This window comes from Nocardia sp. NPDC004278 (genome assembly GCF_053602975.1).
On sequence record NZ_JBSGEQ010000005.1, the window covers coordinates 59,432 to 75,930 of the forward strand.

16 protein-coding genes and 1 pseudogene are annotated in these 16,499 nt (G+C 67.1%); 9 read left to right on the forward strand and 8 right to left on the reverse strand.

The genetic code is table 11. The annotated features are described in order from the left end of the window. Nucleotides 1–30: 30 nt before the first annotated feature. Entirely contained in the window at nucleotides 31–510 is a 480-nt protein-coding gene (locus ACWEO2_RS09455) for a DUF3093 domain-containing protein (RefSeq protein ID WP_452404888.1), read from the reverse strand. 79 nt (nucleotides 511–589) lie between these two features. Between ACWEO2_RS09455 and dut the strand changes: the two genes are divergently transcribed. After that, the gene (gene dut / locus ACWEO2_RS09460) at nucleotides 590–1,087 is read left to right on the forward strand and encodes a dUTP diphosphatase (protein ID WP_452404889.1); all 498 of its coding nucleotides are present in this window, start codon (nucleotides 590–592) and stop codon (nucleotides 1,085–1,087) included. A 5-nt stretch (nucleotides 1,088–1,092) separates the two neighbouring features. After that, nucleotides 1,093–2,103, forward strand: a complete 1,011-nt coding sequence (locus ACWEO2_RS09465; protein ID WP_452404890.1) for a DUF3710 domain-containing protein — start codon at nucleotides 1,093–1,095, stop codon at nucleotides 2,101–2,103. A 74-nt stretch (nucleotides 2,104–2,177) separates the two neighbouring features. On the opposite strand, the gene ACWEO2_RS09470 is transcribed toward ACWEO2_RS09465, so the two are convergent. Further along, nucleotides 2,178–2,897: an alpha/beta fold hydrolase gene (locus ACWEO2_RS09470; RefSeq protein WP_452404891.1), complete on the reverse strand. Its 720-nt coding sequence runs from the start codon at nucleotides 2,895–2,897 to the stop codon at nucleotides 2,178–2,180. A gap of 129 nt (nucleotides 2,898–3,026) precedes the next feature. Between ACWEO2_RS09470 and ACWEO2_RS09475 the strand changes: the two genes are divergently transcribed. The 3 genes from ACWEO2_RS09475 to shbA all read left to right on the forward strand — a co-directional run bounded on the left by ACWEO2_RS09475 (nucleotide 3,027) and on the right by shbA (nucleotide 4,940). Then, nucleotides 3,027–3,404, forward strand: a complete 378-nt coding sequence (locus ACWEO2_RS09475) for an OB-fold nucleic acid binding domain-containing protein (protein WP_355178410.1) — start codon at nucleotides 3,027–3,029, stop codon at nucleotides 3,402–3,404. A gap of 3 nt (nucleotides 3,405–3,407) precedes the next feature. Continuing rightward, nucleotides 3,408–4,154, forward strand: coding sequence for a DUF3159 domain-containing protein (locus tag ACWEO2_RS09480; RefSeq protein WP_452404892.1), 747 nt, complete (start codon nucleotides 3,408–3,410; stop codon nucleotides 4,152–4,154). A 150-nt stretch (nucleotides 4,155–4,304) separates the two neighbouring features. Then, nucleotides 4,305–4,940 carry an RNA polymerase sigma factor ShbA gene (shbA, locus tag ACWEO2_RS09485; RefSeq protein WP_452404893.1) on the forward strand — a complete coding sequence of 212 codons (636 nt, stop codon included), beginning with the start codon at nucleotides 4,305–4,307 and terminating at the stop codon, nucleotides 4,938–4,940. A 38-nt stretch (nucleotides 4,941–4,978) separates the two neighbouring features. Here shbA and ACWEO2_RS09490 read toward each other — a convergent pair whose 3' ends face one another. Both ACWEO2_RS09490 and ACWEO2_RS09495 read right to left on the reverse strand, forming a co-directional pair. Further along, nucleotides 4,979–5,650, reverse strand: a complete 672-nt coding sequence (locus ACWEO2_RS09490) for a potassium channel family protein (protein ID WP_452404894.1) — start codon at nucleotides 5,648–5,650, stop codon at nucleotides 4,979–4,981. A 2-nt stretch (nucleotides 5,651–5,652) separates the two neighbouring features. Beyond that, nucleotides 5,653–6,318, reverse strand: a complete 666-nt coding sequence (locus tag ACWEO2_RS09495; protein ID WP_354950541.1) for a potassium channel family protein — start codon at nucleotides 6,316–6,318, stop codon at nucleotides 5,653–5,655. A 243-nt stretch (nucleotides 6,319–6,561) separates the two neighbouring features. On the opposite strand from ACWEO2_RS09495, the gene ACWEO2_RS09500 reads away from it, so the two are divergent. From ACWEO2_RS09500 to ACWEO2_RS09510, 3 genes are all read left to right on the forward strand, one after another. Continuing rightward, nucleotides 6,562–8,550 (forward strand): APC family permease, encoded by a 1,989-nt coding sequence (locus ACWEO2_RS09500; RefSeq protein ID WP_355178404.1) that lies wholly within the window; start codon nucleotides 6,562–6,564, stop codon nucleotides 8,548–8,550. Beyond that, nucleotides 8,547–10,166: a class I SAM-dependent RNA methyltransferase gene (locus ACWEO2_RS09505; protein WP_452404895.1), complete on the forward strand. Its 1,620-nt coding sequence runs from the start codon at nucleotides 8,547–8,549 to the stop codon at nucleotides 10,164–10,166. The genes ACWEO2_RS09500 and ACWEO2_RS09505 overlap by 4 nt, the downstream gene beginning before the upstream one ends. 183 nt (nucleotides 10,167–10,349) lie before the next feature. Then, nucleotides 10,350–10,661 carry a DUF1330 domain-containing protein gene (locus ACWEO2_RS09510; RefSeq protein ID WP_452404896.1) on the forward strand — a complete coding sequence of 104 codons (312 nt, stop codon included), beginning with the start codon at nucleotides 10,350–10,352 and terminating at the stop codon, nucleotides 10,659–10,661. Here ACWEO2_RS09510 and ACWEO2_RS09515 read toward each other — a convergent pair. The 3 genes from ACWEO2_RS09515 to glsA all read right to left on the reverse strand — a co-directional run bounded on the left by ACWEO2_RS09515 (nucleotide 10,649) and on the right by glsA (nucleotide 14,118). After that, on the reverse strand, nucleotides 10,649–11,452 hold the full coding sequence (locus ACWEO2_RS09515; RefSeq protein WP_354950547.1) for an enoyl-CoA hydratase: 804 nt from the start codon (nucleotides 11,450–11,452) through the stop codon (nucleotides 10,649–10,651). The genes ACWEO2_RS09510 and ACWEO2_RS09515 overlap by 13 nt on opposite strands. A gap of 49 nt (nucleotides 11,453–11,501) precedes the next feature. Further along, nucleotides 11,502–12,197: an SIMPL domain-containing protein gene (locus tag ACWEO2_RS09520; protein ID WP_452404897.1), complete on the reverse strand. Its 696-nt coding sequence runs from the start codon at nucleotides 12,195–12,197 to the stop codon at nucleotides 11,502–11,504. 73 nt (nucleotides 12,198–12,270) lie between these two features. Further along, nucleotides 12,271–14,118, reverse strand: coding sequence for a glutaminase A (gene glsA, locus ACWEO2_RS09525; protein WP_452405127.1), 1,848 nt, complete (start codon nucleotides 14,116–14,118; stop codon nucleotides 12,271–12,273). A 221-nt stretch (nucleotides 14,119–14,339) separates the two neighbouring features. Between glsA and dxs the strand changes: the two genes are divergently transcribed. After that, the gene (dxs, locus tag ACWEO2_RS09530; protein WP_452404898.1) at nucleotides 14,340–16,238 is read left to right on the forward strand and encodes a 1-deoxy-D-xylulose-5-phosphate synthase; all 1,899 of its coding nucleotides are present in this window, start codon (nucleotides 14,340–14,342) and stop codon (nucleotides 16,236–16,238) included. 28 nt (nucleotides 16,239–16,266) lie between these two features. On the opposite strand, the pseudogene ACWEO2_RS09535 reads toward dxs, so the two are convergent. Then, a pseudogene (locus tag ACWEO2_RS09535) lies at nucleotides 16,267–16,380 on the reverse strand (CGNR zinc finger domain-containing protein); the annotation flags it as partial. Nucleotides 16,381–16,499 lie beyond the last annotated feature (119 nt).

Below are 16,499 nucleotides of genomic sequence, written 5' to 3' on the forward strand. Positions count from 1 at the left end.
CACAGAGTCCGCGCTCGGCACGCCCGGCTTTCAGCCAGGTATGCCAAGCGCGGCCAGGACCCGGTCGGGCCGTCGCGTACTGACCAGCCAGTACGGTGTCGGATCGTCCGGGTCATCCAGTACCAGCAACACCATCGGCCCCACCCATGGCCGATGTTGAACATAAGCGGCCGGGTCGAGCTGGCGGCCCAGCGCCGCACTCTTGGCGGTGGGGGCCACGGTGGCCGCCTTGGCCACGAAGTTCACCGGCAGATGCGCCCGATCGGCGCGAAGTTCGCGGACGCCGGAGCCATCCTGGGTCACCTCGACCTGATGGCGGCTCAGCCACACCAGTACCCACACCGGCACCGGAAACAACAGCGCGTAGGGCAGCCATGCGCGTAGACCCGGTGCGCCCATATGGATTTCGGCGGCCAACAAGGCGGTGATCGCGAACGCGACCGGCCACCACCACAGTGGTACCCACAGGCGCTCGCGGTAGGGCTCGAAGCCGGTCTGTTGTTCGTCCATAGTCACTGGGTTGGGCTGGTCCGACACGACTCAACACTAATTCACTGAGGTCGGGGGCGTACGCGTAGGCTCGGTCAACGTGAGCGCACTTTCACCTATACCCTTGCTGCGGCTTGATCCCGGCATTCCCATGCCCACGCGTGCCCACGACGGAGACGCGGGCGTGGACCTGTGCACCACAGAGGACGTCATCATCGAGCCGGGGGAGCGGGTATTGGTCGGCACCGGTGTCGCCGTCGCGCTGCCGGTCGGCACGGTCGGCCTGATCCATCCGCGTTCCGGTCTGGCCGCGAAAACCGGTCTGTCCGTGGTGAATACCCCCGGCACGGTGGACGCGGGGTATCGGGGTGAAATCAAGGTGTGCCTGATCAACCATGATCCGCGCACCCCGATCGAGCTGCGCCGGGGCGATCGGATCGCGCAGTTGCTGGTTCAGCGGGTCGAGCTGGTCGATTTCGTGGAGGTCGACGGACTCGACGACACCACGCGGGGTGCGGGCGGTTACGGGTCGAGCGGTGGCCACGCGAGTCTGGCCGCGGCGGCCGACGGCGCGGGCGCCCTCGGCAAGGAGGCATGACGGGAATGTTCGGAAAGAGACGCAAGTCCGGCGGACGTGAACAGTTCGCCGACGATCAGTACGACGACGAGTATCCGGGTGACTACCAGGGCGACTACCCGGGGGATTACGACGCCGAATACGCCGGCTACGGACACGCGGGCTACGACGATGATGCGATCACCGACGAGAACCCGATCATCGATCCGATTACCGATGAGAATCCGGTCGTCCCAGCCGAATACGCGGTCGCGAACTACGACGACGAGCCCGGCTATGACGAATCCGACGACGACGAGTACGACGAATCCGAGTACGGCACCGCCGACGCGGATATGCCCAAGTCCGGCCCGTACGACTACGGCGAAGTCGCCGAACTGCTGGAGAATGTGGCCGATCAGCGCCTGGATCTCGGTTCGGTGATACTGCCGGTCCCGCCGGGCGGTCAGCTGCAGGTCGAGATGACCCCGGACGGCACCCCGCAGGCGGTGCACCTGGCGACCGAACACGGCCGGATCACTGTCGCGGCGTATGCCGCACCCAAGTCGGCGGGCCAATGGCGTTCGGTGGCAGCCGATCTCGCCGAATCCCTACGCAAGGACGGCGCCCGGGTCGCGGTGGAGACCGGACCGTGGGGCCGGGAACTGCTCGCCATCACAGAAGGTGCAGATCTGCGCTTCATCGGGGTGGACGGGCCGCGGTGGATGGTGCGTCTGGTGGCGGCGGGTCCGCAGGGCGCCGCCGATGACAGTGGACCGCTGGTGCGGGCCGCACGAGCCATCTTGAGCGAGACCGTGATCCGACGCGGCGACGAACCGATGCCGGTGCGCGAGCCGCTGGCCGTTGTGCTGCCGCCGGAGCTGGCCGAGCAGTTGGCCGCCGCGCATCAGGCGCAGGTGGAGGCCCAACAGCAGGCGATCGCCGCACAGCAGGCCGTCGCCCAGGCCGGGCCGCAGGCGGTGATCCCGCCGCGCATGCCGAACGAACCCCGGCGCGGCGCGGACGGTTCCGCCATGCAGCAGCTCGGGCTGAATTAGCCTACGCCCGAACGCAATTCGTCGCCCCAGCCGAACGCTGGGGCTTCGTGCCTTCGCCTGAGCACCCGGGGTCGTCAGGCGAATACGGCGATCCCGCTGTGTCCGAGAATCGCGGGGTCCGCGCCGAGTTCGTCGAGGGTGATCCGGATCAGTTCGGAGCGCGGGATCAGCTCGGCCCATTCCTCGGCGACCGCCAGCGGGTGCACCGGATCGTCGATCGCCGTGACGACCGCGACCGGCACCTCGATGGTGCCGAGCCGTTCGGTGCCGGGCCACTTGTAGTCCGCGGCCTCCTGCAAGGCGTCGGGCAGCAGCGGCCATTGCGAGCGCCAGGATTGGGTGAGCGCGTCGGCGAGCCAGCGCGGGCTGCTCGCGCGCATCCGTTCGACGACCGCGTCGAGACCGTCCACGCGCAGCTGGGCGGCGGTGGCCGCGGCGCTCAGCGTAGCCGGGCAGGCCGCGGTATCCGGTCCGGTCCAGCCCGGTAGCGCCGCCACTACGCCGATTGCTGCGCCGGGGTACTCGCCAGCCCACTCCAGCGCGATCGCCGCCCCCAGGGAGATTCCAGCGGCCAGTACGGGACCGCGCAGGGCGGCCGCGTCGAGCGCGGCTCGGTAACTGGCAACCACCGCGCACGGATCGGGTTCAACGGCGATGCATTCGATTCCGCGTGCCGCACAGGCGGGTCCGAAGGCGCGGCGTGCGAAGTCGGCATCCGATCCGGTGCCCGGCAACGCCACGGCGATCGGGGCGCGGCCGCGGTGATCCGGCGCGAAATGTGGGGAGTCGAACACCGGTCCGAGCGTAGCGGGGGGAGGGTTGCCCATCTACAGTGGCGGGTATACGGCCTACAGCCGGTCGTTACCGGAACAACCACGATGGCGTGTAACCACGTCGTCTTGCTCCACGCAGGAGAGCACCACATGTCATCCGCCGCCTCAGGTTATTTTCGCCGTCTGGGCCGCAGGCTGACCGAGGACATCGATCAGTTGGACGCCGAGGAACTCGCCGAATCGGCCGACGCGTCGGGTGCGTGCCGGGCCTCGGAGTGCCGTCGCGGCGAGGAGGCCACGATGCTCGGACGACTACGCAGTGTCGAAGCGTGTCCGAAGTCCGTCGGCGCCAGTGTTCAGGCAGAATTCTTCGACGGCACCGATGCCATCAGCCTGGTGTGGATCGGTCGTCGGCGGATCCCGGGTATCGAACCGGGCCGTAAGATCCTCGTACGCGGTCGGGTCGGTGACCGCGATGGCCGTAAGGTGATCTACAACCCCTACTACGAATTGCGTGAGAACAGCTGACGTATGCCATCGAGCAACGAGAACGCCGCCGAGATCCGTGCCGCAGGCCAGACCGGAGGGCGTAAGTCGATCGACCCGTCCGAGGCGGTCGATCGCCCCGTCGACGCCGAAACCGATGCCGAGATCGAAGAGGCCGAACAGACCCTGCTCGAGCAGCTGGGTGGTTTCAGCGGGCTGATCTATTCGACCCTGCCGGTGCTCGTCTTCGTGCCCGTCAATACCTTTGCCGGGCTCACCGCGGCAATCTGGTCGGCGCTCGGCGTTGCCGCCGCGATTCTGGTGTGGCGTCTGGTTCGGCGCAGTCCGATCCAGCCCGCGATTTCCGGCTTCCTCGGGGTCGGCATCTGTGCGTTCATCGCCTACCGGATGGGGGAGGCGAAGGGCTTCTTCCTGTTCGGCATCTACACCAGCGTGGTGTATGCGGCGGTGTTCCTGGTGTCGATGTTGGTGCGCTGGCCGCTGGTCGGCGTCATCTGGGGCGTGCTCAACGGCCACGGCTCCGAATGGCGGTCCGATCGGCGCATTGTCCGCCTCTACGACCTCGCGACCAGCACCTGGGTGTTCGTATTCGGCGCGCGCTACCTGGTGCAGTCGCAGCTCTACGACACCGATCGCACCGGCTGGCTCGCCTTCGCACGCATCGCGATGGGCTGGCCGCTGACCGCGGTCGCGCTGGCCGTCACCGTGTGGGCGGTGCGACGTGCCGGACACCTGCCGGTGCACCGCGGAGCCTCGGCCGAATCGGCCTAGAAACGCTCGCCCCGACGTCGTCGGGGGTGTTAACAAATCGCCGCCGGAGGTGGGGGAGTACCCACCCTGGGGTGCCTGGTTGGGCGACCGAGTTCATCAGACGATCAGTGCAAGCAAAAACAGCACGATCGGCGAGGAAGGACTCGGAAGTTGGCTACCGAGCACAACATTGCGGCACTGTCCAAGAAGCAAGCCCACCACAACCCGGCGCTGTCGGAGAGCCGTCGGATATCGGCCGAACTCGATACGCTGATCGGCCCGGCGGCCGCCGGCGACCGCGCGGCCGTCGCCGAGATCATCCGGCTGGTGCATCCGCTGGTGCGCCGGTATTGCGGTGCGCGTCTGGGCAATACCGCGCATCTGCACGTCACGGCCGACGATGTGGTGCAGGAGATCCTGCTGGCCACCGTCAACGCCGTTCCACGCTACCGGGATCAGGGCAAGTCGTTCCTGGCCTTCGTCTACGGCATCGCGGCCAATAAGGTGGCAGACGCGTTCCGGCGCTCACAGCTGCATCCGATGTATCCGGTCGATGAGGTGCCGGATATGGCATCGACCGCGGCTGGCCCGGAGGAGTGGGCGATCGCGTCCGAACGTAGCGCCGCCACCAGGGAATTGATGAAGATCCTCGCGCCAGCGCATCGTGAGGTGCTGGTGATGCGGATCGTGCTCGGCTGGACCGCGGCACAGACCGCGGAGGCCATCGGCACCAGTCCGGGTGTGGTTCGGGTGATGCAGCATCGCGCGCTGAACAAGCTGCGGGCCGAGCTGCAGGCCGCGGCTTGAGGCAGCCGGCGCTGACCCGTATCAGCCTTGTCGGGGAGTCAGGGTTTGATGCCGTGCGTGGCCAGCGCCACCCGCAGGTCTTCCTCGGCCTCCACTGATGTCACGAACAACAGTTCGTCGTCGCCCTCGAAGGGGTCGTCGGGCTGCGGCACGATCACCCGGCCGCCGCGCAGAATCGTCACCAGGGCGGCGTCGCGCGGCAGGGTGAGCGTGCGGACCGGCTTGCCCGCCAACGCGGTATCGCTGGGCAGGGTGATCTCGACCAGATTCGCCTGACCCTGTCGCAGTGTCATCAGTCGCACCAGATCACCGACCGAAACCGCTTCCTCGACCAGCGAGGCGAGCAGCCGCGGTGTCGACACCGCGACATCGACGCCCCAGGACGCGTCGAAGAGCCATTCATTGCGCGGATCGTTGACCCTGGCCACCACCCGCCGCACCCCGAATTCGGTCTTGGCCAGCAGGCTGTGCACCAGATTCACCTTGTCGTCACCGGTGGCGGCGATGACGACCTCGTAGGTCTCCAATTCGGCATCCTCGAGCAGTGCGAGCTCGCACGCGTCGGCATGCACCCAGACGGCATCCGGGATGGCGGCGGGGTCGATATGGTCGAGCTGACGCTCGAGCAGCATCACCCGATGGCCGCCGCGCAATAGCTCCCTGGCTATCGAGCGGCCTACGGCACCGGCTCCGGCGATGGCCACTTTCATGTTCAGTCCTCGCTTGCTGGGGGCTTACCGGCCAAGGCGACGGCCTCGCCGACGGAGCCGGAGGTCGCGGCGACATAGACGATGTCGTCGGCTTGGACCACGGTCTTACTCTCGGGCAGCAGGCCCTGGCCGAACCGGATGATGAACGCGACCCTGGCGCCGGTGTTCTGCTCCAGATCACGCACGGTACGGCCGTACCAGTCCTCGTGCAGGATCAACTGGGCCACCGCGACGGTGCCCGTCGGATCGCGCCAGGTGGTGGTGCCGCCGTCGCCGATCAGGGTGGTCAGGAAGCGGTCGGTGGTCCAGGGCACGGTGGCGATGGTCGGAATGCCGAGACGCTCGTAGACGGCGGCGCGTTTGGCGTCGTAGATGCGCGCGACCACGCGCTGCACGCCGAACATTTCGCGGGCCACCCGCGCGGAGATGATGTTGGAGTTGTCGCCGGAGGAGACCGCGGCGAAGGCGTCGGCCCGCTCGATTCCGGCGCGGGTCAGCACATCCCGGTCGAAGCCGACCCCGATCACCCGCTCACCGGGGAAGTCCTCGCCGAGGCGCAGGAAGGCGCTTTGGTCCCGGTCGATCACGGTGACCTCATGGCCGACCCGGACCAGGGCGCGTGCCAGCGATGAGCCGACTCGTCCGCAACCCATGATCACTACGTACACCGTGCAACCTCGTTCCTGGAACCGTGTTCAATTAGCGGCACTCGGAGGACCTCCATGCTTATGCAAGCTTCCTCCTCCGGGCCATGAGCTCGCACTGCGGGGCGTTCGGTTTGCTATCTCCGGCATGGAACCGTACCCGTCAGATGTTCCCAAGCCCCAATTTCCCTTACCCGCGCCGACCAAACATACGGCCACTGCCAGCCGGGGCAGCGCTCCACCCTGCGGGGATCTATGCTCGCTCCAGTGTCCAAGTTGACGACGGCAGCCAAACGTGTGCTGCTGGGCAGGCCTTTCCGTAGCGATGCGCTGGGCCATACCCTGCTGCCGAAGCGGATCGCGCTCCCCGTGTTCGCCTCCGACGCGATGTCCTCCGTGGCGTACGCGCCGGAAGAAATCTTCCTCGTCCTTTCAGCGGCCGGTATCTCGGCCTACGTGTACACGCCCTGGGTCGGTCTGGCCGTCGCATTCGTGATGGCGGTGGTGGTCGCCAGCTACCGGCAGAACGTGCACGCCTACCCCTCCGGTGGCGGCGACTACGAGGTGGCCACCACGAATCTCGGGCCCAATGCCGGGCTCACCGTCGGCAGTGCGCTGCTGGTGGACTATGTGCTCACGGTGGCGGTGTCGATCTCCTCGGCGGCATCGAATATCGGGTCTGCGATTCCGTTCGTCGCCACGCACAAGGTGCTGTTCGCCGTCGTCGCCATTGTCGTGCTGACATCGATCAATCTGCGCGGCATCCGGGAATCCGGTGTCGCCTTCGCGATTCCGACCTATGCCTTCATCTTCGGCATGTTCGCGATGCTCGGATGGGGGCTATTGCGCATCTTCGTCTTCGGTGACGATCTGCGCGCCGAATCGGCGGGCTTCCAGCTCAATGCCGAGGACGAGCACCTCTACGGGCTGGCGTTCACCTTCCTGATCGCGCGGGCGTTCTCCTCCGGCTGTGCCGCGCTGACCGGTGTCGAGGCGATCAGCAATGGTGTGCCCGCATTCCGGAAGCCCAAGTCGCGCAACGCCGCGACTACCCTACTGATGCTCGGCAGCATCGCGATCGCACTGTTGATGGGCATCATCATCCTCGCCCAGAAGATCGGGATCGTGTACGCGCACAATGAATCCGACCTGGTCGGTGCGCCCGCGGACTACCACCAGAAGACGCTGATCGCGCAGTTGGCCGAGACCGTATTCCACGGATTCCCGATCGGGTTCTACTTCATCACCACCGTGACCGCGCTGATTCTGGTGCTCGCGGCGAATACCGCGTTCAACGGATTCCCGGTGCTGGGTTCGATTCTTGCGCAGGACCGGTACCTGCCCCGGCAGTTGCACACCCGTGGTGACCGGCTGGCGTTCAGCAACGGCATCCTGTTCCTGTCCGGTGCGGCCGTCGCGTTCGTGGTGGTGTTCGGGGCCGAGGTGACCAAGCTCATCCAGCTCTACATCGTCGGCGTCTTCGTCTCGTTCGTGCTCAGCCAGACCGGCATGCTGCGGCACTGGACCCGGTTGCTGCGCACCGAAACCGACCCCGCGCAGCGGGCCAGAATGATGCGTTCGCGGGTGATCAACGCGATCGGGCTCAGCGCCACCGGGACGGTGCTGGTCATCGTGCTCATCACCAAGTTCTTCGCCGGCGCCTGGATCGCGATCTGCACCATGGTGGCCATCTTCGTCGTGATGAAACTCATTCGTCGGCACTACGATTCGGTGTCCCGTGAGCTCGACGAGCACGAGTGGGACGGAGTGCTCCCGAGCCGCTCACATTCGATCGTGCTGGTGTCCAAACTGCATCTGCCGACGCGTCGGGCGCTGGCCTATGCCCGCGCCACTCGTCCGGACACCTTGGAGGCGGTGACGGTGAACGTCGACGAGCCCGACACCAGGGTGCTGGTGCGGGAGTGGGAACGCAGCGATATCACCGTGCCGCTCAAGGTGATCGAATCGCCCTATCGCGAAATCACCAAGCCGGTACTGGATTACGTCAAGCGGGTGCGCCGGGATTCGCCGCGCGATGTGGTGACCGTATTCATTCCGGAGTACGTGGTCGGGCACTGGTGGGAGCAGATTCTGCACAACCAGAGCGCCCTGCGACTCAAGGGCAGGCTGCTCTTCGAGCCCGGTGTGATGGTGACGAGCGTGCCGTGGCAGCTGACCTCGTCCGCGAAGGCCAGGCAGGCGGGTGTGGTGAACGCACCGGGCGCGGTGCGACGTGGGTACGGGGACCGAGGGTGACCGACTGGCGCGGAACGACTTTCGAGGTACGGCTCGGGCCGCCCGGGCACGGCGGATTCTGCGTCGCCCGGCATGAGGGCCGGGTCGTCTTCGTCCGGCACGGGCTGCCCGATGAACTGGTGCGGGTGCGGGTCACCGAGGACCGCGGCGGTTCGTTCTGCCGGGCCGATGCGATCGAGATCCTGCAGGCATCCCCGGACCGCATTCCGGCCACCTGCCCGGTCTCCGGTCCCGGCGGCGCGGGCTGTTGCGATTTCTCCTTCGCCACCCCGGCGGCTCAGCGCGCACTGAAGGCGGCGGTGGTCGCCGAACAGTTGCGTCGCATCGCCGGAATCGACCGCGATATCACCGTGGAGCCGATCGCCGGATATCCCGCCGACACCACCGGCGGCTGGCGCACCCGGGTCCGGTTGGCGGTCGACGCCAACGGCCGAGCTGGCGTGCACGGCTATCGCAGTACCGAGGTGATCACCGATCTGCGCTGCCCGCAACCTGTTTCGGGTGCGATGGACGGTATCGGCGATCGATTGTGGACGCCCGGTGCGGATCTGGTGATCGCGGTGGACGGCGATGGGATGCGGCATATCGTCGAGCTGGCCCCGTCGGCCCCGGCCGGTCGTGCTGAGCGTGGGGGTGAACGACCCGCGGTGCGCGGTGGGCGTGGCGGGAACCGGCGTGGTGCTGCCGATCGGGACCACCGTGGCGGGCGTCGTGGTGCGGGCCGGGGCCGGGACGGGCGTCGTGGTCGCGGCGATCGCAGCGGTGACCCGCAGTGGCGCCGCATCGATGATCGAGACGGCGGACATGATCGGTCCCGGGGTGATGATCGCGGCGGGGCAGGTCGGGATCATCGTGGGGAAAGGCCATCACACGGCCGCGAGTGGGATCGCGGTGACGATTGGAGCGGCGGTCACGGTCGGGCGCACGGGATCGGCGATCACGGGGCCGATCAGCTCGGTTCGGCGGAGCATGAGGGGGATCGGCGGCAGGCTTCGGCCCGGCGTGCGGCGGCGCATGCGGCGCGGGACGAGTGGGTGCTCGGGGGTAGTGGGCGGACGGTCGAGTACGTGGCCGGGCGACGGTGGGAGCTGTCCGCGACCGGATTCTGGCAGGCGCATCGCGGTGCGGCGCAATGCTATTCGGATCTGGTCGCGGGGTGGGCCGGACTCGGTCACGGGGAGCGGGCGTGGGATCTGTACAGCGGCGTCGGGGTGTTCGCGGCCCGGCTCGCCGACCAGGTCGGTCCGACCGGCTCGGTACTCGCGGTGGAATCGGCGCGGTCCGCGGTGGCCGACGGCGCCGCGGTCCTGCGGGATCTGCCGTGGCTGGACCTGCGTGCCCAGCGCGTCGAGCACTGGCTGGCCGAACACGCCAGCAGTGCCGCTCCGGATGTGGTTGTGCTGGATCCGCCGCGTGCGGGCGCGGGCAAGGAAGTCGTCACCGCGGTGACCACCAGCGGCCCGGTCCGCATCATCCATGTCGGTTGCGACCCGGCGTCTTTCGCCCGCGATCTCGGCCTCTACCAGGCAGCGGGCTACCAGCTCGCCGACCTGCGCGCCTTCGATGCCTTCCCCGCCACCCACCACGTCGAATGCCTCGCCCTGCTGGAACGCTGAACATCGCCTCGCGCTGACGCCGGGGGATTCGGCGCTTCATGCCGCGTCGACCCGACTGGCAGACAGCAACGGATCGGATCAGGTTGACGTAGGGCCGATTTCAAGCCATGCCCGTCGAGCCACGGGCCGCAACCGGCCACCCAGGCCAGTACGAGAAATCCTTACGCCGCCTAGAGTCTCACCATGACCGTATACGTCATAGCGCAGCTGAAATTCACCGATCGCGCCGCTTACGATCGCTATCAGACGCGCTTCCTCGAGGTATTCGCCTGCTACTCCGGCACCCTGCTGGCCTCCGACGAATCCCCGCAGGTGATCGAGGGCGACTCCGATCGCGAAAAGGTGGTCCTGATGTCGTTCCCGGACGAACCGTCCTTCCGCGCGTGGGCGCAATCGCCTGAGTATCTGGAGATCTCGAAGGACCGCCACGCGGGCGCCGATACGGTGACACTGCTGGTCAGAGGCATCGGCCAGCGCTCGGCTCAGTCCTCGTAGACGGGTGGACGGCGGTCGCGGCGAGCACGGATGGCCTCGTCGAAGTTCTCGGTGGTGAGGCGAACGTAGAGCTGGGACATGCCTTCATGCTGCATATGGGATTCGAAGCCGCTGGCCTCCATACCGCTCCACAACATGCGCTTGGTGAGTTCGGTGCCGACCCGGCTGAAGCTGATAATTCGTTCGGCCAGGTCATAGCAGGTGTCGAGGAGTTTGGCGGTCGGGACGGTGCGCGAGACCAAACCGATGCGTTCGGCCTCGACCGCGTCGATATCCCGGCCGGACAACATGATTTCGAAGGCGCGCGAGGCGCCGATGGCGCGCGGCAGCAGATAGCTGATGCCCAATTCCGCTGAGGTGAGGCCGTTATTGATCCCGGCGGCGCGAAAGTAGGCGTCCTCGCCCGCGATTCGGATATCGGTGGCGACGCTGAGACAGAATCCGCCGCCGATTGCCGCGCCGTTGATCGCGCCGATGACCGGTTGGTTCATCCGCCGCAGGGCGATCATCACATCGTTGAGCAGATCCATCGAGCGCCGGGCGACGCTGGTCTTGGTCAGCCCCTCGGTATTGGGCACCTTGCCCGCGCTCTGCAGGTCGGCGCCGGAACAGAAGCCTTCGCCCGCCCCGGTGAGCACCACGACCCGCACCTCGTTATCGGCACTGACCTCTTCGAGAGCCTGCCGCAGCGGGATCATCACATCGAAGGCCATCGCGTTCATTCGTTCCGGCCGATTGAGCGTGACCAGCGCGACCTGCGGCCGCGGTTTGTCGATGAGCACGAATGGCATGCGGACCCCTAACCAGAAAGGTGAAGCCCTCACTATACCCAAGCAAGCGTTAGGTTAGAGCGCGAGTGAGATGCCAGGTCGCGCGGATGGTCGCCGAGATTTCGGATTCGCCGAGCTCGACCGGAACCGGTGCCCCGCCGAAGCCCTCGTTCATGGGGGCCGCCACCGCCATCAGCCGGGGCGCGGTGGGCACCGCGGAAGTGGTGTTCTCGGTGATCTCGACGACCGGTCCGAGGGTGCGCTGCGCGCGGCCCGCGTACTGCTGGGCCTTGGCGAGCGCGTTGTCCCATGCGGCATCGCGGGCCCGGGCGAGCAGGCTCTCCTGATCGGCGAAGCCGAGACCGAGCCCGCCGAGGCGCACATCGTCACCACCGGCGTCGACGCAGTTGGCGATGATCGTGGCGGGGCCGGGATCGGCCGTTTCGCCGATATCGCGCAGGACAACGGTGAGGTCGGTGGTCGCGACGTATCCGGTGATCTTGGAGCCGCCGCCCTCCACCCAGACGGTTTCGGTGCGCACCGACAGCCCGCTGGTGGCGATATCAGTGCCCGCAATGCCGTCGGAGCGCAGCGAATCGGTGACGGCGGCGACGCGCTCACCGGCCTGACCGTAGGCGAGGGCGACCTTGCTGGCCCGGGTCTCGATGGAGATGGTGACCCGCATGAGATCCGGGGTGGCACGAGCGGTGCCGTACCCGAAGGTAGTGACCGTGCCGGTGTCGTCGTCGGACTGCTTGTTGCTCACGGCGTCTCCTGACTTGATGGCTTCAGATGCGAAACGGTCGATGCCACGGAAATGTCCCCGGGCCACGGTCACCTCAATAGTCGCCGCCACGGACGGCGATCGCTCGCACCGCTGTGTGCATCTGTGCGTAGGCGTCCGCGGCGAGTCGTTCGAGCAGGGCGAGCTTGATCTGCGGCGCTTGTTCGGTGAGCGTGTCGAACCGCTCGGGGCGGAGCACCGCGACGCGGACTGCGGTTTCCGCGCAGACGTCGTTCACAAAGGGCGTAAGGAGGAGCATCGGAACCTCGCCGAACGACATTCCGGCCGACAGGGATATCAGGCGAAGGGGGCGGGCATTGGTGCCTTCGAAGGTGATCCGGACTCGGCCCTCCAGGATCAGATACAGCCCCGAGCGTCTACTGCCGCGTTCGGCGATCAACTCGCCGCGTGCGATGGTGCGCACCTCGAAATCCTTGGCCAGCCGGGCCCGATCGTCAGGAGCCAGCGCGGCGAGTGCGGGATGGTCCTCGATCGGCAGTGACGTGCACACGCGTTCGTCCTCGGGCCGGTGGTGTGCGAGGACGATGTCCTCGCACCATTCCGTGGCGGTATCGCGATCGACGAACACCAGCCCGCGCGGGTCGGCCGGATCCAGACTGGAGACCAGATGGCCGAGTTTGCCGTCCGGGTCGACGATGGCGACGCGGCAGCCAGCGGCGGTGAGTTCGGTCTGCAGGGCGTCGAGCATCTGTACCGCGATCGTGCTCACCTCGTCGACCCGGCGCAGGTCGACGACCAGCGCCACTAGTTCCCGCGCCTGTTCCTCGATCTCGCGCACTGCCCGCTCCGCACCGGCGAACAACAGGTCGCCGTGCAGTTCGTAGACCCGTGCCCGGTGCCCGTGCGCGGCGAGTAGGTCCAATTCCTCGGTGGTGCGGCGCAATCGCGACGGCACCTCGGCCACCGAGTAGGCGGCGCGGATCGCGGTGCGCGCCGCCCGCGTGACGTGTAGGAAGTGCAGTTCGAGGCGCTCCGACAGGGCGCGGCAGGCGGTGACACCGCGCACGCTGTTGCCGTGCCGATCCAGCCGGGGAGAGTAGACGGCGATGCCGATCTGGCCGGGTAATACCGCCAGGATGCCGCCGCCGACACCGCTCTTGGCGGGTAGGCCGACGGTGGTCACCCAGTCGCCCGCGGCGTTGTACATGCCGCAGGTGGTCATCACGCTGAGCACGCGTTCGGTCAGTACGGCGGTCAGGGCGCGTTCCCTGGTCAGTGGGTTGACTCCGTTATTGGCCAGCGTGGCCGCCATCAGCGCGAGGTCGCGGCAGGTGATATCGATCGAGCACTGCCGGAAGTACCGGTCGACCGCCTCGTCCGGATCGGATTCGATGATGCCGAACGAGCGCAGCATGTAGCCGATGGCGCGGTTGCGGAAACCGGTGCGCGCCTCCGAGGCGTATACCGCTTCGTTCATGGTGAGCATGCGCCCGGCGAAGCGGGAGTAGCAGTGCCGGATGCGCTCGAATCGGTCGGCCGGGTCGCGGCCGGTGATCAGTGCGGCCGCGGTGATGGCGCCCGCGTTGATCATCGGATTGCGCGGGCGCTCGGTCACCGGGTCCAGGCTGATCTCGTTGAACGCGTCGCCGGAGGGTTCGACATCGATATGCTCGTCGACGGTCTCGATGCCTCGATCGGCCAGTGCGAGCGCGTAGGTGAAGGGTTTGGAGATCGACTGAATGGTGAACTCGGTGTTGACGTCACCGGTGCCGTAGACTCGTCCGTCCGCGGTGGCCAGGCACAGTCCGAACGAATCCGGTTGCACCGCAGCCAGTTCGGGAATGTAGTCGGCGAGATCTCCGGAGTCGTCGGCGCGACAGAGTTGGTAGACATCGGTGACTATGCGCGCCACGACACCGGGGTCGACCGTTTGCGGAACCATCTGCTCGGGCAGGGCCACGGGTCCACTCTAAGCTGGGTAACGTTGACTGCGGTCGCCGGACTCGTCCGCCCGAGCGTGTCGTGGAATGGGCTGGCGATTCGTGTGGAGGCTCACACTTCTGCGCGAAGTCGGCTGGTGGCGGGCTGTTGTCGTGCGGTGGCACTGCAGCGGCTCCGTAGACTGATCGGATCAGATGCGCTATCCGGAGGGAGCGAGTTCACGTGGGAGTGCTTTCCCGGGTCGATACACCCGAAGACCTGCGACGGCTCACCGTTGCTGAATTGGGTGAACTGGCGGAGGAGATTCGCGAGTTCCTGGTGCAGAAGGTCGCCGTCACCGGCGGGCACCTCGGCCCCAATCTCGGTGTGGTGGAGTTGACCATCGCACTGCACCGGATCTTCGACTCGCCGGCCGACCCGTTGATCTTCGACACCGGGCACCAGGCCTACGTGCACAAGATTCTCACCGGCCGCAAGGATCAGTTCGACACGCTGCGCAAACAGGGTGGACTGTCCGGCTACCCGAGCCGATCCGAGAGCGCCCACGACTGGGTCGAATCCTCACACGCCTCGGCGTCGCTGTCCTATGCCGACGGCCTGGCGAAGGCGTTCGCGCTGACCGGTCAGAACCGGCATGTGGTCGCCGTGGTCGGCGACGGCGCGCTCACCGGCGGCATGTGCTGGGAGGCGCTGAACAATATCGCCGCCGCACCGGACCGTCCGGTTGTCGTGGTGGTCAATGACAACGGCCGCTCCTACGCGCCGACCATCGGCGGCCTTGCCGACCGATTGACCGCACTGCGCACCCAGCCTGCCTACGAGCACGCGCTGGACGCGGGCAAGCGGATTCTCAAGAGCATCCCGCGCGTCGGCGAATCCGCGTACTCGATGGTCCATGCGGTGAAGGCCGGGATCAAGGACGCGGTGAGCCCGCAGGAGCTGTTCAGCGACCTCGGACTGAAGTATGTCGGCCCCGTGGACGGACACGACACCGCCGCGTTGGAGGCGGCGCTGCGTCGGGCGAAGGACTTCGGCGGGCCGGTCGTTGTGCATGTCGTGACGCAGAAGGGGCGCGGATACTCACACGCCGAGAACCACGTCGCCGATCAGATGCACGCCTGCGATCCGATCGACCCGCTCACCGGACGCCCGCTCGGCGGGCCGAAGGCACTCGGCTGGACCTCGGTGTTCTCTCAGGAGTTGATCGCGCATGCGGAGAAGCGCGATGACATTGTCGCGATCACCGCGGCCATGCCGGGACCGACCGGCCTCGCGGCCTTCGGGGAACGGTTCCCGGAGCGGATGTTCGATGTCGGCATTGCCGAACAGCATGCGATGGCCTCGGCGGCCGGACTCGCCCTCGGCGGTATGCATCCGGTGGTGGCCATCTATTCGACGTTCTTGAACCGCGCGTTCGATCAGTTGCTGATGGATGTCGCGCTGTTGAAGCAGCCGGTGACCGTGGTGCTCGACCGCGCCGGCATAACCGGCCCGGACGGCGCGTCGCACAACGGGATGTGGGATCTGTCCGTGCTCGGAATCATTCCGGGTATGCGCGTTGCGGCCCCGCGCGATGCGGCGACGCTGCGCGAGGAATTGGCCGAGGCGCTGGCGGTGAGCGACGGACCCACTGCCATTCGGTTCCCGAAGGGCAGTGTGGCCGAGGATATTTCGGCCGTCGAGCGGCTCGATGGGGTCGATGTGCTACGGCTGCCCGAGCGTGAGGGTGGCTCTGCCCGAGCGCAGCGCGGTGATGTGCTGCTGGTCGCGGTCGGGCCCTTCGCCTCGACCGCGGTGGAGGTGGCGGATCTGCTGGAGCCGGAAGGTATTTCGGTCACCGCCATCGACCCCCGGTGGGTGCTGCCGGTCTCGGATACCGTGGTCAAACTCGCCGAAAACTACCGTCTCGTAGTGACTCTGGAAGACGGCGGTCTGCACGGTGGCATCGGCTCCACCGTTTCCGCTCGGCTGCGCTCCGCGGGTCTGGATGTTCCCACCCGCGATCTCGGTGTGCCCCAGCACTTCCTGGATCACGCCTCGCGCAATCAGGTGCACGAGGAACTCGGTCTGACCGCTCCTGATATCGCCCGCCGCATCTCGGGCTGGCTCGACGCGCGCTGAGCGCACGGCGCCCATCCGGTTCCGATAGTCAGCGTTCGGCGTTACGGCAATGCGACGCACCGACTTTCACCCGGATCCCACCGGCATCCATAGAGCACCAGGTGCGGCCGCGGTTGCGGGAGTGGTCGTAGAAGGCCCAGCGGCAGCTGGGTTCTCGGCGAGACCAGGTGCCTGCCGCGACGGCGGTGGCGACATCCGTCGGCCGCTACCTTTCCCGTCGGCGACAGCGCATCAGCGATCGACGCTAGGTAGATGGTGGCT